35 protein-coding genes and 5 tRNA genes are annotated in these 22,195 nt (G+C 29.9%); 10 read left to right on the top strand and 30 right to left on the bottom strand.

Features of this window, described 5'->3' with window-relative positions:
* The 30 genes from Q0617_RS07115 to Q0617_RS06970 form a co-directional block, all read right to left on the bottom strand.
* A complete protein-coding gene (locus Q0617_RS07115; protein WP_298751904.1) occupies window positions 1-243 on the bottom strand; it encodes a hypothetical protein in 243 nt (80 codons plus the stop codon).
* A gap of 46 nt (window positions 244-289) precedes the next feature.
* Window positions 290-604 carry a hypothetical protein gene (locus Q0617_RS07110; protein WP_298751902.1) on the bottom strand — a complete coding sequence of 105 codons (315 nt, stop codon included), beginning with the start codon at window positions 602-604 and terminating at the stop codon, window positions 290-292.
* A gap of 12 nt (window positions 605-616) precedes the next feature.
* Window positions 617-979, bottom strand: a complete 363-nt coding sequence (locus tag Q0617_RS07105) for a hypothetical protein (protein WP_298751900.1) — start codon at window positions 977-979, stop codon at window positions 617-619.
* Between the two features lie 184 nt (window positions 980-1,163).
* Window positions 1,164-1,583 carry an LPD29 domain-containing protein gene (locus tag Q0617_RS07100; protein WP_298751899.1) on the bottom strand — a complete coding sequence of 140 codons (420 nt, stop codon included), beginning with the start codon at window positions 1,581-1,583 and terminating at the stop codon, window positions 1,164-1,166.
* 207 nt (window positions 1,584-1,790) lie between these two features.
* Window positions 1,791-1,919, bottom strand: coding sequence for a hypothetical protein (locus tag Q0617_RS07095; RefSeq protein ID WP_298751897.1), 129 nt, complete (start codon window positions 1,917-1,919; stop codon window positions 1,791-1,793).
* A 43-nt stretch (window positions 1,920-1,962) separates the two neighbouring features.
* The gene (locus Q0617_RS07090; protein WP_298751895.1) at window positions 1,963-2,163 is read right to left on the bottom strand and encodes a hypothetical protein; all 201 of its coding nucleotides are present in this window, start codon (window positions 2,161-2,163) and stop codon (window positions 1,963-1,965) included.
* 72 nt (window positions 2,164-2,235) lie between these two features.
* Window positions 2,236-3,225 carry a hypothetical protein gene (locus Q0617_RS07085; RefSeq protein ID WP_298751893.1) on the bottom strand — a complete coding sequence of 330 codons (990 nt, stop codon included), beginning with the start codon at window positions 3,223-3,225 and terminating at the stop codon, window positions 2,236-2,238.
* Between the two features lie 8 nt (window positions 3,226-3,233).
* On the bottom strand, window positions 3,234-3,671 hold the full coding sequence (locus tag Q0617_RS07080; protein WP_298751891.1) for a hypothetical protein: 438 nt from the start codon (window positions 3,669-3,671) through the stop codon (window positions 3,234-3,236).
* Between the two features lie 4 nt (window positions 3,672-3,675).
* Window positions 3,676-4,035 carry a hypothetical protein gene (locus Q0617_RS07075; protein ID WP_298751888.1) on the bottom strand — a complete coding sequence of 120 codons (360 nt, stop codon included), beginning with the start codon at window positions 4,033-4,035 and terminating at the stop codon, window positions 3,676-3,678.
* 2 nt (window positions 4,036-4,037) lie between these two features.
* On the bottom strand, window positions 4,038-4,535 hold the full coding sequence (locus tag Q0617_RS07070) for a hypothetical protein (RefSeq protein ID WP_298751887.1): 498 nt from the start codon (window positions 4,533-4,535) through the stop codon (window positions 4,038-4,040).
* A gap of 32 nt (window positions 4,536-4,567) precedes the next feature.
* A complete protein-coding gene (locus tag Q0617_RS07065) occupies window positions 4,568-5,986 on the bottom strand; it encodes a DnaB-like helicase C-terminal domain-containing protein (RefSeq protein WP_298751886.1) in 1,419 nt (472 codons plus the stop codon).
* On the bottom strand, window positions 5,977-6,186 hold the full coding sequence (locus Q0617_RS07060) for a hypothetical protein (RefSeq protein WP_298751885.1): 210 nt from the start codon (window positions 6,184-6,186) through the stop codon (window positions 5,977-5,979). Before Q0617_RS07060 ends, Q0617_RS07065 begins: the two co-directional genes overlap by 10 nt.
* Window positions 6,176-7,012, bottom strand: a complete 837-nt coding sequence (locus tag Q0617_RS07055; RefSeq protein WP_298751883.1) for a hypothetical protein — start codon at window positions 7,010-7,012, stop codon at window positions 6,176-6,178. Before Q0617_RS07055 ends, Q0617_RS07060 begins: the two co-directional genes overlap by 11 nt.
* Window positions 7,013-7,240: 228 nt before the next feature.
* Window positions 7,241-7,744 carry a hypothetical protein gene (locus tag Q0617_RS07050; protein WP_298751881.1) on the bottom strand — a complete coding sequence of 168 codons (504 nt, stop codon included), beginning with the start codon at window positions 7,742-7,744 and terminating at the stop codon, window positions 7,241-7,243.
* Between the two features lie 25 nt (window positions 7,745-7,769).
* Entirely contained in the window at window positions 7,770-7,964 is a 195-nt protein-coding gene (locus tag Q0617_RS07045) for a hypothetical protein (RefSeq protein WP_298751879.1), read from the bottom strand.
* Window positions 7,961-8,545 (bottom strand): hypothetical protein, encoded by a 585-nt coding sequence (locus tag Q0617_RS07040; protein ID WP_298751877.1) that lies wholly within the window; start codon window positions 8,543-8,545, stop codon window positions 7,961-7,963. The genes Q0617_RS07045 and Q0617_RS07040 overlap by 4 nt, the downstream gene beginning before the upstream one ends.
* Window positions 8,542-8,799, bottom strand: coding sequence for a GNAT family N-acetyltransferase (locus Q0617_RS07035; protein WP_298751874.1), 258 nt, complete (start codon window positions 8,797-8,799; stop codon window positions 8,542-8,544). The genes Q0617_RS07040 and Q0617_RS07035 overlap by 4 nt, the downstream gene beginning before the upstream one ends.
* 2 nt (window positions 8,800-8,801) lie before the next feature.
* On the bottom strand, window positions 8,802-10,505 hold the full coding sequence (locus Q0617_RS07030; RefSeq protein WP_298751872.1) for an AAA family ATPase: 1,704 nt from the start codon (window positions 10,503-10,505) through the stop codon (window positions 8,802-8,804).
* Window positions 10,506-10,647: 142 nt separating this feature from the next.
* Window positions 10,648-11,055 carry a metallophosphoesterase family protein gene (locus Q0617_RS07025; protein ID WP_298751870.1) on the bottom strand — a complete coding sequence of 136 codons (408 nt, stop codon included), beginning with the start codon at window positions 11,053-11,055 and terminating at the stop codon, window positions 10,648-10,650.
* A complete protein-coding gene (locus Q0617_RS07020; RefSeq protein ID WP_298751868.1) occupies window positions 11,052-11,267 on the bottom strand; it encodes a hypothetical protein in 216 nt (71 codons plus the stop codon). The genes Q0617_RS07025 and Q0617_RS07020 overlap by 4 nt, the downstream gene beginning before the upstream one ends.
* Entirely contained in the window at window positions 11,267-12,283 is a 1,017-nt protein-coding gene (locus Q0617_RS07015; protein WP_298751866.1) for a metallophosphoesterase, read from the bottom strand. Before Q0617_RS07015 ends, Q0617_RS07020 begins: the two co-directional genes overlap by 1 nt.
* Window positions 12,280-12,654 carry a DUF2493 domain-containing protein gene (locus tag Q0617_RS07010; RefSeq protein WP_298751864.1) on the bottom strand — a complete coding sequence of 125 codons (375 nt, stop codon included), beginning with the start codon at window positions 12,652-12,654 and terminating at the stop codon, window positions 12,280-12,282. Before Q0617_RS07010 ends, Q0617_RS07015 begins: the two co-directional genes overlap by 4 nt.
* Before the next feature lies 1 nt (window position 12,655).
* The gene (locus Q0617_RS07005) at window positions 12,656-13,201 is read right to left on the bottom strand and encodes a hypothetical protein (RefSeq protein WP_298751862.1); all 546 of its coding nucleotides are present in this window, start codon (window positions 13,199-13,201) and stop codon (window positions 12,656-12,658) included.
* A 469-nt stretch (window positions 13,202-13,670) separates the two neighbouring features.
* On the bottom strand, window positions 13,671-14,651 hold the full coding sequence (locus Q0617_RS07000) for a hypothetical protein (RefSeq protein WP_298751860.1): 981 nt from the start codon (window positions 14,649-14,651) through the stop codon (window positions 13,671-13,673).
* A gap of 331 nt (window positions 14,652-14,982) precedes the next feature.
* A tRNA-Ser gene (locus Q0617_RS06995) sits at window positions 14,983-15,071 on the bottom strand.
* Between the two features lie 4 nt (window positions 15,072-15,075).
* A tRNA-Gln gene (locus Q0617_RS06990) sits at window positions 15,076-15,148 on the bottom strand.
* Between the two features lie 5 nt (window positions 15,149-15,153).
* Window positions 15,154-15,227, bottom strand: a tRNA-Met gene (locus Q0617_RS06985).
* Between the two features lie 6 nt (window positions 15,228-15,233).
* A tRNA-Glu gene (locus Q0617_RS06980) sits at window positions 15,234-15,308 on the bottom strand.
* A gap of 9 nt (window positions 15,309-15,317) precedes the next feature.
* A tRNA-Asn gene (locus Q0617_RS06975) sits at window positions 15,318-15,390 on the bottom strand.
* A 60-nt stretch (window positions 15,391-15,450) separates the two neighbouring features.
* Window positions 15,451-15,969 (bottom strand): hypothetical protein, encoded by a 519-nt coding sequence (locus tag Q0617_RS06970; protein WP_298751858.1) that lies wholly within the window; start codon window positions 15,967-15,969, stop codon window positions 15,451-15,453.
* An 88-nt stretch (window positions 15,970-16,057) separates the two neighbouring features.
* Between Q0617_RS06970 and Q0617_RS06965 the strand changes: the two genes are divergently transcribed.
* Genes Q0617_RS06965 through Q0617_RS06920 form a run of 10 tightly spaced genes read left to right on the top strand, consistent with a single transcriptional unit; the run spans window position 16,058 to window position 22,191 of the window.
* Window positions 16,058-16,522 (top strand): hypothetical protein, encoded by a 465-nt coding sequence (locus Q0617_RS06965; RefSeq protein ID WP_298751856.1) that lies wholly within the window; start codon window positions 16,058-16,060, stop codon window positions 16,520-16,522.
* A 45-nt stretch (window positions 16,523-16,567) separates the two neighbouring features.
* Window positions 16,568-16,966: a recombination mediator protein UvsY gene (locus tag Q0617_RS06960; protein WP_298751853.1), complete on the top strand. Its 399-nt coding sequence runs from the start codon at window positions 16,568-16,570 to the stop codon at window positions 16,964-16,966.
* A complete protein-coding gene (locus tag Q0617_RS06955; RefSeq protein WP_298751851.1) occupies window positions 16,941-17,162 on the top strand; it encodes a hypothetical protein in 222 nt (73 codons plus the stop codon). The genes Q0617_RS06960 and Q0617_RS06955 overlap by 26 nt, the downstream gene beginning before the upstream one ends.
* Window positions 17,149-18,717, top strand: coding sequence for a DEAD/DEAH box helicase family protein (locus Q0617_RS06950; RefSeq protein WP_298751849.1), 1,569 nt, complete (start codon window positions 17,149-17,151; stop codon window positions 18,715-18,717). The genes Q0617_RS06955 and Q0617_RS06950 overlap by 14 nt, the downstream gene beginning before the upstream one ends.
* A 35-nt stretch (window positions 18,718-18,752) precedes the next feature.
* Window positions 18,753-18,953, top strand: coding sequence for a hypothetical protein (locus tag Q0617_RS06945; RefSeq protein WP_298751847.1), 201 nt, complete (start codon window positions 18,753-18,755; stop codon window positions 18,951-18,953).
* Window positions 18,953-19,384, top strand: a complete 432-nt coding sequence (locus Q0617_RS06940) for a TnsA endonuclease N-terminal domain-containing protein (protein ID WP_298751845.1) — start codon at window positions 18,953-18,955, stop codon at window positions 19,382-19,384. The genes Q0617_RS06945 and Q0617_RS06940 overlap by 1 nt, the downstream gene beginning before the upstream one ends.
* A complete protein-coding gene (locus Q0617_RS06935) occupies window positions 19,381-19,653 on the top strand; it encodes a hypothetical protein (RefSeq protein ID WP_298751843.1) in 273 nt (90 codons plus the stop codon). Before Q0617_RS06940 ends, Q0617_RS06935 begins: the two co-directional genes overlap by 4 nt.
* Window positions 19,653-20,150 (top strand): hypothetical protein, encoded by a 498-nt coding sequence (locus Q0617_RS06930; RefSeq protein WP_298751841.1) that lies wholly within the window; start codon window positions 19,653-19,655, stop codon window positions 20,148-20,150. The genes Q0617_RS06935 and Q0617_RS06930 overlap by 1 nt, the downstream gene beginning before the upstream one ends.
* Before the next feature lie 9 nt (window positions 20,151-20,159).
* Complete coding sequence (locus tag Q0617_RS06925) at window positions 20,160-20,684, top strand: hypothetical protein (protein WP_298751839.1); 525 nt, start codon at window positions 20,160-20,162, stop codon at window positions 20,682-20,684.
* A 13-nt stretch (window positions 20,685-20,697) separates the two neighbouring features.
* On the top strand, window positions 20,698-22,191 hold the full coding sequence (locus tag Q0617_RS06920; protein ID WP_298751836.1) for a portal protein: 1,494 nt from the start codon (window positions 20,698-20,700) through the stop codon (window positions 22,189-22,191).
* Window positions 22,192-22,195: the final 4 nt, after the last annotated feature.

Here is a 22,195-nt window from a genome sequence, read left to right as displayed (position 1 = left end):
TCATTTACTCAGTGAATTTTTACCTTTATACCATCTAAATTTAACCATTATTTCAAATACACATCCTTTTATTTGAAAATAGTTTTCAAATTCATAATATGATATAAGGTCTGAAAACCCATCAACTGTGTATTTTTCTATAGCCAAACTTACAAATTTATAATAATTACCAGATTTATACAATCTAAATAATTCTCTAAATTCCACTGATTCATAAATTTCTATAATATTTTCTCTTTTCATAATAATACCTCACTTGATAAAAGTGTACAATATATCTTATTTCATGTCAAGATATATAAACATTTAATTCATATGAATTATTGGAAGTTCCTCTATCATAAACTTGAATATGCAAAGCTTTTCTCTGCTCTTTACCATTTTTATAAAGTGGTATGGTTACACGTGTTGTCTTGCCTTTCTTTGGTCTTGATGAATTTAGACCAACTATATCAGCAACTTCTTCTTTATCAGTCTGATATCCTTTTTTAATAGCATAATCTAATGCAGTCTGAATAGCTGATGTATACGTATCATGATATAGTTCATATTCAGTGCTTTCAAGAAATATTTCTTGGAGTCTTTCTTTGTTTAGTTCACTCATTTATTACCTACCTTATATTTCAATAACTGGTATAGACAATGAATTGTTCTCATCATCAATTATAGTTAGTGTTTTATTACCGTCAATACTTTCCATGAAGTATTCCATATCATTTTCAGAATCCCTGATAATATAATAATCATTTTCAGCCAACTCAAAGTTGAAGAACTCTTCAAAACATTCTATCACAACTTTATAGTCAACATCAAGTCTATCCATTGTTGGACTTAATACAGTCAACACAAACATTTCATTCTGTCTTGGATTGTATTTAGCAAGATACTTATAGTTTTTATCCTTTTTGATATAGGCATAAACGCCTTGTTTATCAGATTTATCTATCGCTTGCTTTATATCTGGTATAAAATTGTCCATGTTGATACTAGCCCTTTTAAGGCGTGATGCGAGTGAATGTTGCAAAGTATCATTTACTTTAACATCTATACCCTTATATGTAAAATAGAATTTATCCTTTTTTACTTCATTGAACATTTCTCTAAAATCTGGAACTTTCATTTGATGAACCTCGTTATTTTATATATTTATCTAAAGATGTCTATTAAACGGGTTTGATTATAAAATCTTTATCCCATTTGCCGACTGAATAATCTTCATAGAAACCTCTATCAAAATAATCAGTCATGATATCAGAATCATCATAATTCATAGTCCAAAGAAATTCTTTAATCTTCTGGAACATCTTCATATACTTTTCATTCAGGTCTGAACGCTCATAACAGTCTTTAGTGAAGTGATAACATCCATACTGATAAAGTGAACCATCTTCAGCTTCACTATAGTATTTTGATTCTGGTTTAAATGGGTTCTCTGGTGATACCATAAGAGCAACATAAATTTTCTGTGTAAAAGTTCCTCTATCAGTTGTGATAGAAAATTTGTGGTTTTTGAACTCTTTGTTTTTCTTAAGAAACTCTCTAAGATTTTTAGCAACTTCTTTGATTGGAATGAATCTACTCATAATATAACCTCTCTTGTCTTGATAACTAATACTAACATATCTGAAATACATTGTCAACTACTTTTTTAAAGCCAATTTATCATACCAATCTATACCATCAAACCAAACTATATCGAATTCACTTTTCCAGTGGTTATATGAATCCTTTGTTATTGTATAAATTGAGCCAGTTGGTAGTTGAACATAAAGAAATCTTTTTGGTATATATCATGTTGAAAACCCATTTGATTTATCAACAGCTATTATAGACATATTTCCTTTTGGTGTTTTAATTATCCCAATACAAGTACCTTTACCTTTTATTTCATTAATCTTTTCCACATTCTTTATTAACATAATAAAACCTCTCTTGTCTTGATAACTAATAATACATCATACTCTATTCTTTGTCAAGTATTTTGTTAATAAATTTTTTAGCTTCTAATTCACAATCTTTTATTAACCATGAATAGCTGAATACGACTTCATCATCTTTCCAAACTCTTACTTTGTCATATGGGTCTGAATCATAGTAACGTAATTCATAACCCCGATAAATTTCAAGGTCATAATACCCAAATTTGTCTTTTTTAAATTCCATATTTACCTCACAAAAACAAAAGGCTGTACAATCAATATACAGCCTTTAAATTATATGTCAACAAGTTTTTTATTATTTATTCCATAAATATTGATTCTGTTTTGTTTTTGGTATATTTGACAGTATCATATATTTAAAATCTTTACCTTTTATGTCTTTGAAACTTTTCTTTTGGTCAGCATTCGCATCATCTATAAGACTTTGAATCTTATATGCAAGGTCTTTATTGATTTCATCCATACTCTTAAAAGGTTTACCCTTTTCTTTTACTTTAACATAAAGAAAGTTTTTAAGTGTTGTATTTTTATCGCTTTTCTGATTACCAGTTTGTTCATAATTGATTGTAAAATCTCTATTGTTAAATATAACGTATACTTCACCATTGATATCAGATAGCTCTGAAGAATTACCACCTATAAGGTCTGTTATAGTCATACTAGCACCTTCATGAGTAGCTAAAAGTATATCATGAGGAACAACACGGCTTCTACCAGCATTATTTTTAATTGCAAGTTCATAATTAGTAAGAACCCACACTAAACTAATGTCTTCAGATTTATAACCCATTTCAATAGCTGGTGTTATTGCCTTTTTAATATTCTTAACATTTTTAGATGTTATATCAAATATAAGATTCGGTTTGATACCAGATTTTGCACTACCTATAGATTTGAACAATTTATCACTTCTAAGAGAAATTATATCCTTGTCATTATCAAATGCTCTTTGGTCATCTGGGTTCATATTTTTATATGCATCAAAATCACCCTCAACAAATGAATGTAAGTAAAATACATCATTGGGTTTTCTAAGGTCAAGATTCTTAATTGAATCATACTTATCTTTGAGGTTTGATATTCTTATCAACATTGATTTAAGTTCATCAGTATCAATAACTTTATATTGTGATGAATTAATCATTTTTTTGATTGCAAACCCTTTACCAGAACCAGCACCACCACCAAGTATCAATACTTGATTATATTTAGCATCATTGTTTACAACGATTAACCTTTCACTTATAATTTCTTGGTATACTTCATTAAAATTTATTTTTTCCATTTACATCCCTATATATCAATTCTAGTTAGCATACCACCATCAATAGAGGTGTTTTTAATATACATCCTAGAACCTTTGTTTTTTCTTGCATATTCAGCCATATCTGGGTAACGATAAAAGTTTTTAAACCATTCTCTATTACGTCTTTTACCCATAAGAAACCAAAATGTATCATCTTCACAATCGAAAATTGGACATCCATCAACATGTTTATTTAATTGCATGGGTTGTGTTGGAATAGCAACATCGCCTGTTGCAGTTTCTTCATTAAGTTTAAGCATGTTTTTAAGAATGCCAATGACTAATTGATAAAATCTGTCATCACCTTCTTTTATATCAGGGTACTCTTTTTTTACAATTGCTTTTGCATCATTATAAAGCTTTTCAACTTCACCAACAGATTTACCTGTTTTGTCTGCAAAAGATTTCACTGTTGCTGTAGGCATTATTCTATTTCTCCCTTAGAAATTCTAATATATTTTTTAATGTTTCTTGTTCTTCAATACTGCAAATTGAATTTATATCAATATCATATGACACATCTTCTTTTAACAGATATGAAGCTATAAGAAAATTTATCATCTTGTTATCACCTATATATTTGACCATAACCTTTTTAATCTTTCTTACAAGATTACTGAGTGTATCAAGTGCATCTTTTTCTTCAGGAGTTGATGGTTTTTTAATCACTTCACCATCTTTATCAATTAAACCTTGATTGAAAGCTTCCCATTCAGTAAATGGTTTCTTGATTAACACAGCAAAACGATATGCCAAATATTTTGTTAGTGTGCTATTAACAGTAGGCATTATTAACCCTGTACTATATCATATATAATATTTGAAATAGTCTCATCTGATGTTTTGTATTTCTTCTTAAATGATTCAATATCCTTTGAATATTTGCTTATAAATTTATCAAACAGGTCAAGTAATTTACCTTCATTACCTTTTGCTGATTTAGCAAGTTTTGATAGTTCAGAATCTTTATTAATCATGTCTTTAATAAGTGATTTTCCCTTTGAATCAACACCTTCAAGAAACACCTGTTTTAAATCTATATCATAACCTTCAATGAGATTGTTATTTTTAGCATATTTCACAGCACCCTTTTCACTAGGGTGTGAGCCTATATTCTGCTTTATCTCATACGTTCTACCATCAACAACTAACATTTGATAATCATCTTGTTTACCTTTTTTGTCAGTGTTATCACGGTTTACAACTACAAAAAGAGCTTTATTGTCTTTTGTAAAAGTTTTATAAACTATATCTTTTTTGTCAATTTTTGAACCAACTTTATATTCCATTAATACATCCTTAAGTCTTTTTATTATTTATCCTAATCCTCATCCAGAATACTGATTAAATCATTGACATCATCGTCCATGTTTTCAATAACTCTAACACTACGTTCTTTCTTATCTTTCTTATCCTGTGTAATAGTTACATCAGTTTCAACCTTCTTACTTTCAAAGAAATGATGTTTATTCTCCTTGAATGTAGCTTTTTCAAAATCTGTTGTCATTGCAATCTTATCACCAACGATACCACCAGCCCTATTTTTAAGCATCTTCCACAACTGTGTTTGCTGGTCTCTGAGTTCTTCAGGATAAATCATACCTATCATGTTATCAGCTGTATAGTTAATACCAACGGATTCTGATGTATTAGTCAAATCAATGTCTTGTTGCTCATAAGAACCCCTGTTACCCTGAACAGATGATATACCTACAAACTTATTCTCTACCATAAAACCCCTTACTTCTTCAGCAATAGATTTCACAGTGTTATAACTATTATCATTCCTAACCCTAACACTATTCATGTTTTGAAGATAGTCAATAAATACAATCTTTGGTCTAAATGATAGTTTCAATTTCAAATCATTTATCAATGCTCTAAAAGTGTTTGTATCAGCACCAGCAGTTGGGTATTCTTTAATAACCATTCTACCATATTCAGACTTGATATTGCTTGTGTAAAGCTCTTTATACTCTCCAAAATCCTTGATTTGTGGTATATCATTGATTACCCTATCAAAAAGATTTGCTTCTATACGCTGGTTAATATCCTCTTCAGACATTTCCAATGTAATATAAAGAACATCATAACCCTGTCTATAATAGTTACATGCTAGTGCTATCTTTGCCATAGATTTACCAGCATGGGTAGGTGCTAAGAATAGTGTAAGCGTTTTTTCCTGTAGACCACCACCCAATATATCATCAAATGATTCAAATCCAGTTGAAAACCTATTGTCTGGTTTCATATATCTTTCATGGTTCTTCATGATATTATCAGATGTACCGAATTCAAGACCTATGGTATTATCAAATGATATAGCCATAGCCTCTTTTATCCATTCCTGAATATTTCCAAATTCAGCGGGGTCTTCTATAACTTCTGTTGTTTTTAAAACAGCATCATACATAGCTTGTCTTTTAACCCATTGTTCAGTGTTATCAACAAGCCAATCAAAATCATATTTATCATCAAATTCTTTAAGAGCTTCTATTCTATTTAAAACTGCTTCTGTCATATTTTCAGTCATCTTAGACTTATGCAGTTGTGTTTTCAAAACATTATAAGAAGGTAATGTTGAATATTTATCAACAAACTTCTTTATGAAACTAAAAATTCTGGAATCTACCTCATCAGCAAAATATTTCTTTTGCATATGTGGCATTACCTTATAAACATATTCTTGATTGGTTATAAGGTTGTATAAAATTATATCATTCTCAATATCTACTGACATTTATCCTCCATATTACCCGACAACTTATTAACAAAATCATGCACATATGATTGAACATCATCATGTGTCAAATCATATTTAGCTAGTTGTGATTCATCATAATTACATGATATAGAATCATCAACAATCTCAAAGAAGATGTCTAATAAGACACCCTCTTTGATTTTAAGCTTTGCAACATATAGATTGTTATTCGTCATCGCTGACAATCTCAGATAAGTCGTTTTCAAGTGATTCAGAGCCTTCACCAAAACTCATTTCAGCGTATATCTTTTCGGATATTACTTTTAAGTTTTCTTCTGTGAAGTATTTTTTAGGATTTGCTAAAATCTCTTTCTTTTTCACTTTTTGACCATCTGGGAAGATATATGAATGTCCTTCTGGTACAATAATGTTTAAGTCTTTACCAACTTCAAGTAAATGTGAATATTTGTATAGACCATGTTTGAAACTGAGTAGAATCTTGATAATCTGATTCTCAGGTTTGAATCTGTCTTTAACATTTTTAAGTGTTATCACAGCACCAACTTGTTTAGTACCGTCTTTCTCTTTAGCCTTTGTAAGCATAAGAACGATATCACCAGAATATGCGACCGCTTCACCACCAGCAACCTTATCACCACCATACATTGTTTGTTCTGAGTATGCGTGTGCAACCGTAATAAATATACTCTGTGTAAGACTGATATCAAGTGATACTGTTCTCCAAAAATCTTTTACAGATTTCTGAAAGGTCATGTCCATTGCTTCATTACGTTTTTCTGTATCTTCAAGAAGTTTCTTAGAACCAAGCATACCAAGTGAATCAAGTATAAACATGCATTTTTCATGTATCTTTTCTTCTTTTAGTGTTGAAAGTGTATCATTCACCTGAAATCTAACATCCTGTATGGATTTAACAGGAAATACAACAACTCTGCTTTTATCAAGACCAGCTGTATCACACATTTCATTTACAGTAGCACCTTCGGATTCCAAAATAATAACAAACCTTTCTGGGTCTGATTCAAGCCATGCTTTAGCCATATGCATACTAAAAAACGATTTAGCTGTTGAACTCTTACCAGCAAGCACGAATCGTTTTCCAAGTGGGAATCCTTTTAATATATCACCATCTGATAACATTGCATTTAATGCGTATACTCCCGTGTCAACGCTGTTCTTTATACGATAAATATTATCGTCATTATCAGCTACAAACGCATATTCATTTTTACTAGATTTAATAATCTTTTGTAACGTTTTATTCAACTTTTACCCCCTTAAATAATAATCAACAAAATCATTGAACAACATTATAATGTATTTGTCATATTTTAAATATGTTGTATGAGTATAGCAATCATTTTTAATATAGTCAAGTGAAAACATACAAAAATCTTTTGTTCTGTTTGCCTTGAATACTAATAATGGTTTAAGCTCATCCGTACTGGCTAATACGCATTGTTCTTCATAAATGTTGATAACCTTTTTAATTTCACCCTTAAAGATTGAATTAATAGATAGATTCAAATCCTCATGGTGTTTACACTCTATAGAATATGGAAAAAAGGTTGAAAGCAGACCTAATTCTATATCACCAACTGATGTATTAAATGTTCCTGATGATGAATCCCGTCTTGGTTTAAGCTGGTCATTCCCATACTTATCAAAAACACCTTTATAAGTCTTATTGTGTTCATAGAACATTTCATGCAAATAGTCTGCAACCTTTTGTTCATATTTCTTACCTTTTGTCTTCCTGTTTTGTGGTTTCATAAATACTCCTTTGTGGAATATTTATCTAACCATCCTTGACAATCTTACAAGCTTCAAAAAATTTCACACACTCTCCAAAATTAGAAACTTCTTCAATCCATTCATACAGGTCTGAATCACCTTCTAGGAATTCATAATATTCTAAATCAAAAACTGATTTGTTACTGATATTACAATCCATTTCAATATCACCATATCTGATTGTAAAACTTTTACTCATTCAATACTCCTTATAAAATTTGTTAATCTATCATATTCATTATGTCTGAATGCACTCAGAACATATATGTGTGGTTTTCTATAGTTATGTCCATTAATTTCAATATGTTTCTTAGCTTCCGCTTCAGTTAAAAATGTTTGTTCTGTATCTCTACGTTCCATTATATAATGTATACTTAGACATTCCATTTTATAACCATGTTCAGCATTAAACATATATATGATATCTTCTAAATGCTCTTCATAATCATATGGGTCTTCATTAAGAAGTTCTTTTATTTTAGGTGAAATCTGTTCACCATCTTCTAAATAATTATCTATCATATATCGTTCCATAGTTTCATTGAATTTAATCTTACGTTCATGATAATCCAGGCCATCTGATGAAAATATTTCTTCATAATCACCATCATTATAAGACAATACAAAGTAACAATATTGATATTCTTCTGATGTTGGTACTTCTTGATATGAACACACAGCATATATAGGATTATTAGTACACATATTATCTTGTGTTTCCAATTCATGTTGTAGAAACTTTAAGTATTCATAATCTTTCTTACTTATATCAATAATCATATGACCCCCTTTGTCATGCTGAAATATCCTTCCATATCAACACACCCATCAAATGTAAACCCATTCTTTAACCAAAACATAAAAGCGTTGGTGTTAGTAAAATGAACATCAATGAATATTTTACCACTACCCATCTCATCTTCAATAGCTTTTAACATTTTAGTACCAACACCCCTTCGCCTTTCAGATTGTTTTACCACTAATGAATGAATAAAACAATTACCATTGTCTAATATAGTATAATCAACACCCATAATCAAACCTCCTTAATCATGCTAAATACACCCTTTTCAATCTCTATAACCTTGTCTATTCTATCAACTGGTAAATTGTCTTTACAGCTGATTACAAAGACCGTATAACCCTTTTCTTTTAATCTCTCAAAAATGGTTATCACACCATTCAAACCAGTATCATCCAGACTCATATCAAGTATTTCATCAAGCATGATAAGATTGGTATTAACACTATTTTTCATTCTACTCAGTTCAAGAAAAGCAAACATAAGAGCTATATCAACTCTTTGTTTCTCTCCTGCACTAAAACAATCATATGAAAGTTTCTCATAACCTACCGCTACAATCTTTTCATCCATATTTTCATCAAATTCAATCTTATAGAATGCATCCATATATTCAAGATATTCATTAATAATTGAATTTAGAACTGGAATATACTTATTGAGTATAAACTTCTTTATACCCTTTTCTGAGAGAATTTCAATCATTTTCTGTCTGAGAACTATGCTGTGTTGAATCTCTTCCATTCTCTTTGTATTTGACTCTTTTAGTTTTACATACTTTGAATCATCTTTAGATTCTGAATTCTGAACTTTATTAATCTTGTTCAAATCAGATTTATAATCATCAATTCTATTATTATTGTTTCTATAGTCTGAATACAGTCTTGTTATCTGTGAATCAATGTTTCGAATGGTCTGTGTAATTTTTGCACACTTCTCACTCACTTTAGATATCTGAGAAAGAGCGACTTCAAGTTTAGTCATACCCTCTTTGTATTTGTTTAGTTGTGTTGTATAACCAGATTCAATCTGTTCAACAAGTTCTGATGATATTTCCTGTCTACATGTGGGACAAACATCATTCGATTTGAAAAACTCTATATCTTTGTTAATATCATTACATTTAGACCTAAGAAGTTTATGTTTAGTTTCATACTTACTAAGTTCAGCAATCTTTTGATTACATTTATCTTCAGCTTCAACATACTTTTCTTTTTGAGCCTTATAATCATCAACTTCTTTCTCATTATCTTTATTCTGTTCAATGAGTTCTTTAATTTTAGAATCAATTTCTGATTTCTTTTCACTGAATTCAGCTTTTTTCTTCTCATTGAAATCTTTAATAATCTGTATATTACTATCAAGTTTTTCTATCTCTTTTTCAACATCATAAAACTCTGTTTTCATAGATGATATCTGTTTCTTGATTACATCAGATATATCACCATATATTTTGATACTCAGGACATTTTCAATAAAAGCTCTTTTCTCTGCTGGTGTTCTCTTAAGGAATGATTTTGTTGAAGCATCCATCATAATAGAACTTCTGAAAACCTTATAATCCATTGCGATAAGCTGATTGATGACTTCTTGATAATCAATTGAATGAGCATCCTGATTTATCTCTTCACCATTCTTTTTAATAATGAATATATCTGGTTTAATACCACGTTCAACTTCATATTGGTTTGAATCATGCTCAAACTCTAATATGACTAAACAATCTTTTTTATTCTTTGTATTAACAAGTTGTGCTTTCTTTACACCATCTTTAAGAGGTTTTCCATATAGAGCAAAATATACAGCTGAAAACACTGTTGACTTGCCTCTACCATTCACACCTGTTATCAAATTTATACCATTATTATCTAATTCAAACTCTGTGAGCTTGTTACCATACGAACCAAAATTCTTAAAAGATACCTTTTTAAACTTCATTTAATTCCTCATATATTCTAAATGGTGATATTCCACCCATTCTATCATGGTCAACCACATCAAATTTGAAAATGTCTTTTATCTCATCAAAAGAATATGGTCTGAACTCTGGATGGTGGTCAATACCAACATCCCATGAAAATTATTCTCTACTTTTTAAACATCCGTGTGCGTGACCATGAAGATGATAAACATTGTAAGGCTGTCTGTTCCATTGTTTTAAAGGATAGTGACATAATACAATCGGTTGTTCTTCAATCTTAATAGTATGTATACTATCGGTTATCTTGTTAAATCTACCCACTTTAAACATGCTTCTATAATCATGATTACCTTTTACCCAATTAACATTACCATTTAATCTGTTAGCAATATCTATATTCTCTTTCCAGAAAAAATCACCTAAATGATAAACAGTATCACAGCCTCTCACAACCTTATTCCAATTTTCGATAATTGTTTCATTCATTTCTTCAACAGAATCAAACCGTCTCCATTCAGCCATTCTTTTATGGTCAAAATGGGTGTCACTTGTAAAGAACACACTCATAAATGAACACCTCTTTTTAACAACTCTTTGAATGACAATCTGTAAAGTTTTTCTAATGCTTCATCAGGTAAACTTTCAATGACTCTCTTTTCAAAGTCTTCGTATGCGTTATCCATTAGTTGTTTTACTATGTTGTTAGTTGTATGAGCTACATCATGTTGATAAAATGATGCTGATATTTTATCTTTATCAACCTTTACATTAACACACATTATTTTTCACCTCCAACTTCTTTATAAGCTTCATAGAATATTTGATTCATCTCTTCTGTGTCATTATCAGTAATATCATCAGCCAATGCTAAATACTCATTCCAGATAGCAACAGTGTCCAGATTTGATACATCCATCTCAATATCTTCTGAAGCTTGATATGTATTGTCAATAATACTAAGTTTTGGAAGGTCTGTCAAGTTGATTATTTTCTTTTGTATCTTTTTATCATTATTGTTGATATACAGCTTGATATATTGATTCTGTTCAATATCATCTAAATCAGATTCATCATTAACGATAATCTTTCTATATTTGATATAAGGGTTGATAATCTTTTCTTCATCATATGATTCATCATCAATTATAATTATACCCTTTTCTTCATTGACATCATTGAAATCATGTTGAATAGGTGTATCAACATAACAAATATTCTTATCAGTAGCGCCTATATGAAAATGCCCACTATATACTTTATGAAACTTGCTTAAAAGCTTTCTATCAATTTGGTCATGTTTACACAGCATACCCTTAATCATTTCAAAATTTGCAAGTTCCAGATGTCCGAATGCAATATCAGCTTTAGATTTCTTAATAGTTTTAACCGTATCATCATAGTTTTCACTGTTAATCCAGTTTATGAAAAGATAAGTTTTGTTGTTTATAACAAGTTCAGCTGTTCTATCTGGTATTGTAAAATTTGGTATATCGCTAAAAAGTAAATCCAGACCACAAACATCATCACTGTTCTTATAATAGATATCATGATTTCCTCTAAGGATATACACATTAAAATCAGATAAAAGTGGTATAATCTTTTGCTGTATGAATTGTAATGTGATGAAAGTTATCTTCTTTCTATCATCCAGAAAATCACCAAGAAACACTATTGTGCTGATATCACGTTTTTTAAGTTCTTCAAGATAGAATACCATAGATTTATATTGGTATTCAAGAAAGTCAATCGCTTCTGATTCACCTAAATGTAAATCAGATATAATTCCTATTTTCATATTATATCATCCTCCGTTCCATCTCTTGTATCAATTATTATATATTGTGTGCCAGATTTTTTACATAAGTCAATAGAATGTTTAGTACCTTTTGATTGATAATCCCAGAATGCAACAACAATATCACACTCATCAACAATCAGTTTATTCCTTTTATACCCTGCTGACTTACCATACTTATCCCATTCAGCTTTAAATATAATTGTTTCTATTCCACGCTGTTTAGCATATTTTTCAGCAATAGAATCAACACCCCTAGCACCACCTGAAACGATATAGCTGATGTTTTCTATATCAAACATATAATCTAAGCATTCAAAGATAAAGTCTTCACAGTCAAAATCTCTTGAGCCTATAACACCAACTTTCATATTATTTACCACTATATTTTTGAATGCGTTGTTTAACTTCAGGAGGCATTTCAAGCTCCATACCATCATTAGCAACTTTATAAGCTTCATTCTGCATATACAGAGATTTCCATTTCACTTCATCCTCATAAACTTCATTATTGTGAAATTTAAGGAATTGATTGGATATAATAGATGTGAAATATGCGAAAGGATTATCATATGATACATAATCACAGTCTTTATTCATACAAGTTTTTTTATTATCTAAATGTTGAAGTGTTGTTTGACCACATTCTTTACATTTAAACAGTATATCAGACTTGTATGTCATATTAAACTTGTGAATAGATTGACTGACTTTGATATATGCATCAGCAACCATATCATCTTTGTAAGTATAACCACACCAGTTGTGTTTTGAACCAAATCTATCACATATTTTGAATATCATGATACTAAGTTCATCTGTGATTTCACCTGTTTCGTTATAATATTTCAATTCTCTCAACAAGTCTTTGTTAGAAACATAATGGTCTAAACCATCAGTAGCAATTCTTTTTCCCATAATAAGTTATTTTACCCCCTATAATCAAATAAAAATGTGTATAAAATAGGTATACACTAATAATATATTAGAATAAGTATATACCTATAATTGTGATATGTCAAGCATTAATATGATAATATGAATAAAAAATATGTCATCACAATGAAGTATGGTGTACGAGTGTCAGCGAGAACACCTACCAGCATAAGCGTAAGCGTTGCTGAAAGTAACTTGTTATATGTGTAATATATGATTATATGTTTGTAATATATGGCATGTATGTTCGTTACACTTCCATACATGCATGTTTAGGCGTCTCTGACGAGCCACCTAAACAACTAACTTTATGAATAATGATTTTTGATAAGTAAAATATTTGTTAATAACTATATTAAAATAATTTTAAACAAATTTCACCTATTAGTGTAAGAAATCTACACTTTGAAAAAGACAATATTATCAGTAACTTATAAAATATAAGGATATATTATATATGAAGTTTAACTGGTTTAATATTGAGGAAGAATTCAAAAGGCTTAACAGTTTCCATCATGAATTTGGAAATCCTAGCCATGATGTTATATTGCTCTCTAATGAGTTTTAATCTTTTGAACATTCTTATGTTATATGAAAGTAAAAAGTTGTGTATACGCTGTAATTTGTCATTAGATGTGTAATGTTTTAAATACATCCTATTTGATGATTTTGCAGAGTTCATATCTTCAGCATACTCATCTAATGAAGCGTGTGAATCAAATTTAGTATATTGATTCATTTTCTCAGTTTGTTCTGTATCAATTTCTTTGTCTTTGTTAAATCTAATATTATATCTATCTTCTCTTAATTTGTTTTCATAGTCTATTTGTTTATCATTAGTTTCTTTAATTTCATCTCTGTCTAAAAGTTTGTTGTAATAATCTCTATTTTCAATCTTATCTTTAATCTGTTCTAAAACTGTCATATTAACTTGAATTTGACCGATACGGTCTTGAAGATTCTTAATAGATTCATCAATATCTTTACCTTTGATATTATAACCAATAGGCACAAGGTATGCATCAAATTCATTTTCAAATACTAATGAAGCTGATGGTAGACCTAAATCTCTTGCTTCAATAGATGTAAGCTTTCTATGTGCTGGTGATACTTTAAGGTTATATCTCTCACATAGTTTGCTTGTGTCATTCTTATTAAGCCCGAATATCTGTTCTATAATATCATGTGTAAATGTTAAGTCAGGATATCTGATTTGCATAAGCATCATATTAAAGAATAGAAGTTCTTTTCTAAGATTAGTAAAATCACCTTTATATCTTTCAATCATAGCATCGTTTATATGGGTCTTAAATAGCCCTTTAAACGGTGTTGTTGTTTGAATGAATGTTGATATATCATTTACTTTAAACATGTCCATATGGTCTTCTATATGGTCTAATAAAGCATTATCTGAATATGTAAGCATTTCCATAAAATAGTTTATAGGATTTTTAATCCTCTTATCATTATGATTGAAATGATTCTTAGCTTTCTTATTTCTTTTTATAAATGAATGTTTTACGTTTTCTTCTGTGATGATTTTTTCAAACCCGTATGGGTTATTGGAATTGGATGGTAAAATATCAAGGAATTGAATGAATTCAGCACACTGTTTAGGAATGTTAGTATTTTGATTTACATAAAGCTGTAATGGTAAAATAGTATCTGATGAAATCCATTTTCCAATTTTTACATCTTTATTAATCGCTTTTAAATTGATATTTGTTACCTCTAACCTTTTTATTATTTATCTTTTTAAAATACAGAGGGTGTGGGATTCGAACCCACGAACCGAATTAACGGTTACTGGTTTTCAAGACCAGCTCCATAAACCAAACTCGGACAACCCTCTAAAACAGAGGATGATGGATTCGAACCATCGACCTCTTGAACCAAAATCAAGCGTTCTACCAACTGAACTAATCCCCTAAAAATAGCGGGTATTGGATTTGAACCAATGACACCCAGATAATGACTCTGGTGAGCTACCAAACTGCTCTAACCCGCAATAAAAAGTTCCATACGGGATTTGAACCCGTGTCAATAGGTTGAAAACCTATTATCCTAGACCCGACTAGACGAATGGAACATATTTAAACTCCCTGAGTAGGACTTGAACCTACAACCTAACGGTTAACAGCCGTTTGCTCTGCCTATTGAGCTATCAGGGATTAAATTTTATAAACTATAATACATTGTATTTATCTTGTCAAGAGTTTTATTTAAATAATTTAAACTTTACTCTTAATCATTTCTAATGTAGTTTTTCCATTTGGAAGTTCTCTGTTTTTATAAACATCATCAAATTCATTTTTGCTTATAGCATCTTTCACAGTATCTTTAGCAACTTTGAAAACTTTATCAATGTTTTTCATAAGAGCCTTTGAATCCTTTGATGTAGATTTTCTAACATTTATCTTTTTTCTACCAAAAGCAAGATGTTTGTCAGTAGGTGTAATATACATACTATTTGCGAGAAACTCTATAACATAACCTTTTGATGTAAGTCTTACTGCAAAATGAAGACTCATTGGGTCATTATTAAAAATGCCATTAGCCCATTCTGTTTTATCTTTACCAAGAAGCAGTCTAACGTAAACATCACTTGAACCAAGTGTTCCAGTTGAAAGACTTACCTTACTTTTTGGAAAATATTTATAACCAATCTTTTCAATTTCAGCCATGTAAGCATCTGGTTTTTCCATCCCTTCTACTTGTTCTGTTAATGTTTGTGTCCATTCGTTTTTCATGAATACCTCACTTATTTCGTTTCATTAGTATTTATCTTTTTTCTCATTCAAGATAAATATACTATATACTATAAATTTGAGGTTGTCAATGTTTAATTATACAAGTGATAATAAATTTAAGTTAATTTTTGCACATAATGATTTTTTCAATTCTGCATTTGAATTTAACTTACAGGATTTAACGTTCCCTGATATAACTATAGGGGTTGCTGAACAGCCCACACCAATGAAAACATTATATCATTCGGGTGATAGTGTTGAAATTAGTGATATGAGTTTCACTATATTGATTGATGAAGAGTATGATTCATATGTGAATATTTTGAATTGGATGTTTGGGGCTGTCAATTATAAGGATTCAACAACAAAGAATGTATTTAGTGATGCAACATTGATGATTATGAGTAATAAAGGAAATGTATTGAAAACATTTAAGTTATATGATATATTCCCTTATAACGTATCACCACCAGCATTAACATATGTGTCTGATGAAGATAATGTTCTCGTATTTACCGCATTATTTAAGGTGAATGGAATCTCAATCACCTGATTTTTTGCGGTATAAATATATTTGATTGGATTTAGGAGGGTAATAATGAAAATAACAGAGCTTATGAAAGAGGTAGAGGAAGATTTTAATTTTACAAAGGAGAATATAGGAGAGAAGGTGTTTTCCGCACCATCACTACATTCAAAATATTTGAATTTATATCTAAGAGAGTTTACAAAATATACAAACATGTATAAACAGATAAAACAGATGTATAGGAAGAAGTATTACTATTACAAGGAAGATTTTTCGTATAGTCTTTCACAGAAAGAGATAGACTTTCATATAGATTCAGATGATGATTATGCAGACCTTTATAAACAATATTGCTCACAAAAAGCTATTGTTGATTATTTGGATTCTATAGTTAAGAAATCACAGCAGATTAGCTTCGATATAAAGAACATTCAGGTGCACCTTGACAGAATTAACGGGGTGGTGTAAAATGGCTGTTTATAATTTAATATATAGGTTTCATGATATCAATACGAATGATAATTTGTTTGTAATGGAATATCATGATGATATACCACTTTTATTACATGAGATAACAGAAATTGCACAAGATGTTGCTGATGAACATTTTATGAGAATATCACAAATTGGAGTAGATTTAGTAAATAGTAATGATTACAATTAAGAAATTAAATGAAAGTTTTTTACATATAGATTGCAATGGTGATGCTTTTAAAACGGTTAGAAATGCCTTTAGCTTTAAATCTAAGAATTATTGGTTTCATCCACTGTATAAAAGCAAGAAATGGGATGGTACTATATCTCTTTTCAAAGATTTTAGATTACCAATTGGATTTAAAGATGATGTTTTAAACTTATTCAACAGCAAAGGGTATGAGTATGAATGTTCTGGTAATTTAGAAAACTATGATTTCGGATATACTAGACAAGAACTGATTGATTTTGTTCATAATGATTTACGCCCTACTGCTTTCAATATTGACACCAAACAAATTGAAAATCTGATACTTAAAGAATATCAAGTTGATGCTATTATGCAGTTTTTAACTGATAATAAAGGTGTGACAATAAGCCCCACATCATCAGGCAAGTCGTTAATTCTTTATGTAATATGTCAGATATTATTGAAGCTTGATAGTAATATAAAAGTATTGATTCTAGTTCCAAAGACTTCACTTGTAGAACAAATGTATGGAGACTTTAAAGAATATTCAATGAATACTAAGAAGTATGAGATAGAATCAAAGATGCAAAAGATATACACAGGTTTTACAAAAGATATATCATCAAATATAGTAATATCAACATGGCAAAGTTTACAAAATAATGATACAAAGTATTTTGATATGTTTGATGCTTGTTTAGTGGATGAAGTTCACTCAGTTTGTGAAAGTGGTGATGATGGTAAGAAGATTCGAAAAATGCTTGAACAACTGACGAATGCAATATTTAAATTTGGTGTTACTGGAACATTATACGATGGTGATGCTGAAAAGATGAGTATTCAAGCTCAATTTGGTAATATTAAACAATATGTCTCCACTAAAGACTTAATGGAAGATGGAACTGTTACTAAAACCCATATAACAAACATAGTATTAGACTATTCACAAGAAGATAGAAAAACTGTTGCAAGAAAGAAGCATGAGTATTTAGATGGTAACGGTGATAAAAAGTATAAGTATGGGATGACCTTTAAAGAGGAATCAGACTTTTTAACAGCACATGAGGATAGATTCAAATTCATTATAAAGCTATGTTACAAGCTAAAAGGGAATAATCTGATACTGTTTAAAGATGTTAAAAATGGTTATGGTAAGAAGATATATGAGGCGTTGAAAAAGTTAGGTAAAGAAGCTTATTATGTTGACGGTCTGACTAAAACAAAAGACCGTGAAGAAATTAGAAAGATTGCTGAACGTTCAAAAGATATATACATAGTTGCATCATACAAAACCTTTTCAACTGGTATTAATATTAAGAAACTTCATAATATTGTGCTTGCAGAATCAACAAAGTCAAAGATAACTATACTACAGTCAATTGGTAGAATTCTTAGAAAGCACTACACAAAATCTATTGCTAGGATATATGATATAGTTGATGACCTTAGATATAAAAGGCGTAAAAACTATACCTTGAAACATTTTTTACAGAGAGTTGAATATTATGAACGTGAAGGACATGATTATTCGGTTAAGAAGATTGATTTGAAATGAGATAAATAATAAAAAGAGATTGAAAAGGAGAATATATGAATATTGAGATTGAAAAAGATATAACAAAGGCTATCGAATATAAGATAAAGGATATGTTCAAGATACTTGAGTTTAAAAAGAATACTCCTAAGAATAGGATGATTTTTATTGAACTTATTCAGGTTGTATTTGATATAGCACTTGAAGACTTGACACTAGAATCTGATATCACAGACAGTATTTTTAGATTTGGTTAATGAAATATTATCAAGGGATATATAAACCAGTATACCCTGAAAAATGGATTACAAATGGGAATCCAGTAATATATAGAAGTGGTTTGGAGAAAAAGATTTTCTCTTTCTTGGAAGCATCACCTTCTGTTATAGAAATTGCATCAGAAGAGGTAAAGATTCCATATGTTAAACCACAAACTAATCGTTGGCATACATATTTTGTTGATTTGTATATAAAGGTTAAAGATAAGAATGGTGATATAAAAAAGTATCTCATAGAGATTAAACCAGATGCTTTTATTAGACCACCAGCAAACCCCAAACGCAAGACTAAATCATATCTCAAAAAGGTTGATGATTGGATAGTCAATCAAGCAAAGTGGAAATTTGCTGAAAAGTTTTGTGAAAAACATGATATGGGATTTAAAATAATAACGGATAAGATGATATGAACGATTTTAAGGACTTATATGAAATGTCATGGATAATGTATGGTGATGAGAAGATATTTGACTTAGAACTAGAATTAATCAAGTCTAAGGATGAATTTATTGCTCACATGCGTAAAATCTTACGTGGCGGTTTTATGAAAGATAAATATGGTAACAGTATAAAACTTAGAAATAAAGATAAAAAAGAGTTTATTGATGTTCTCAAAGACGATATGTATTTTAATACACGCCTTAAAGAATATGGTTTAACACTTAAGGATGTGATGTAATGATAAATTTTCAAGAGTTGTTTGATGGATTTCAGAGAGGCAATTTTGGATTTGTTAGTGTCTCGTTAGATATAGATTCAGCAAATAGTCTATATGACCTTTTAATATCAATTGGTGTTTCCAATCCAGTTGAACCTGAAGAAATGCATGCAACAGTTGCATATGATGAGAATAACCCATATATCAAAGGATGTATTTCTAATAATGTGTATAAGATGTACGAACCTTTTAATATTGAACGAATGGGTAATGTTGGTTCTAAATGGGAAGCAATTGCTGTCCAGTTTACAAGTTCATCATTGAAATTTAGACACAATGATTTTGTTGAAATGGGTATTAAATCAAAATATCCTTCATTCATACCACATCTCAGTTTGGTTTATCAACCAGATATTGAGGATTTGAATAAAATAATTAATAATCAAGCTAAAATTATTGAAATTTTACAAAATGCTGTTTTAAAGAATGAACAGTGGAAAAGTGTTATAAAGGATTAATAATTTTAAATGGCTAAATACCCACCAGAATCTAGTTATCTATTAGCAAAGATAACAAAGAATGACCCTACTTTACAGAAGAAAGATAAGCGTATCAAGTTAGGTAGTCTTTGTGCGTGGTATTATCCAGACCCTAAATGGCAAAAAACAAATTATGATACAATACCACTTGTACTTATTTTGAATGCTGATAAAACACATGTGTTTGGTATAAATTTACACTTTATAAGCTGGTCACAAAGACTTAGCTTTATGAAATATATTCTATCTAAAAAAGGTAGAGTTAAATATATAGATATTAAAAAAGCTTTTCAGAAAGCTAAAGTTCCACAAGCATTAGCTTATTATGCTCTGAGAAAATATTTAATATCTCATATAAGGTCTAATGTATTTGTCTTTGATGAAGATGATTGGTATCGCCTTGCTAAAGATTTCGCACCTAAATTTGTGGGTGGTTCTGCACAACAAATTTATACCGATATCCAGAAGAGATTTACCGTGCAAAGAAAAAAGATAAATACTAAAAAGAAATAAAGGTATGTAATTAATGAATATAAATATTGGTAGTTTTAAAGAACTGAAAAGTATATTTAAAGATGTTGATGATTCTACTAAATCAAAAATAAGAACACTATCAATTGAATTAGATGACCCAGAACTTCCTATCATAGATACGAATAATGGGGCTTTTTATTTTGACGATGGTACGCAAAAGTTTGATTCGATATATAATCTTGTATCAACTTATAGGGATATGAGCGCATATAATGAAGTTGACGATGCTATTCAAGAGATAGTTAATGAGTGTATCGTTAATGAAGAAGGTAATGTTTGCGAAGCTAATCTTGACAATGTTGAACTTTCCAAGAGTCTGAAGAATAAGTTTATTGAAAATTTCGAATATATTTTAAAAGTTCTCAAATTTAATAAAAGGGCTGATGATATTTTCAGACAGTGGTATGTTGATGGTAGACTTTATTTATATTTAATATATGACCCAAACAATGAAAAAAGGGGTATTGTTGATATTGAAATATTAGACCCCCTGAAAATTAAAAGATATCAAAAGGTTGATGATAACAAAATCTATTATCAGTATGAGAAAGATGATGTTACCATTCAATACGGTCTGTTTAAAGAAAAGGGTGTGAGTGGTATAATTATTCCAGAAGATTATATTGTTTTCATTCCATCAGGTAAACTTGATGGCGATAATGATTATTATGTTTCATATCTTCATAAAACTATAAAACCGTTAAATCAGCTTAAATTGCTTGAAGATTCGGCTATCATATATAGATTAACACGTGCGCCTGAGCGAAGGGTTTTTTATATTGACACAGGAAACCAATCAAAATCTAAAGCACAAGCTTATATGAAAGAAATAGCTGAAAAGCTTAGAAACAGACTCACGTATGATGTTGTTTCAGGTTCTATATCACAGCGCAAGTCAACACTAACAATGCAAGAGGATATATTTTTACCAAGAGGTAGTAATTCAAGGTCAACCGATGTTGATACATTACAAGGTGGTATGAATATATCTGAAATTGCGGATATAGAGTATTTCAAAAATAAACTATACAACAGTTTCAATGTTCCAGTTGGTAGATTTTCAAATGACAACCCAAGTATGATTGATTTTTCAAGAGCATCGGAATTGCCATATGATGAAATGCGTTTCAGTAAATTCTGTAGAAAACTTCAGTCTATTTTCAGTCAAGTATTTTTAGAACCACTTAAGAAACATCTTATCATAACAAAAGTTATGTCAGATAAAGATTGGTCTAACTATATAGAAGATTCTGTATATATAGAATGGAATAAAGATAATACTTATGTTGAAGCTAAAAAACTGGAAAATATGTCAAAACGATATGACATGGTAGATAGATTAGATGCTTATAAAGGTGTTTATATTTCTAAGAAAACTATTATGCAAGAAGTATTGGGAATGACAGAAGAAGAAATAGACAAAGAACAGGAACAGATGGACAAAGAAAAAGAAGAAGCTTCTGATGAACCTGAAAATGAATTCTAGGAGG

It is taken from the genome of uncultured Arcobacter sp., from assembly GCF_937982575.1.
Lineage (GTDB): Bacteria > Campylobacterota > Campylobacteria > Campylobacterales > Arcobacteraceae > Arcobacter.
Note: the sequence above shows the minus strand (reverse complement) of the source record. Positions and strands in the feature narration are given on the sequence as shown.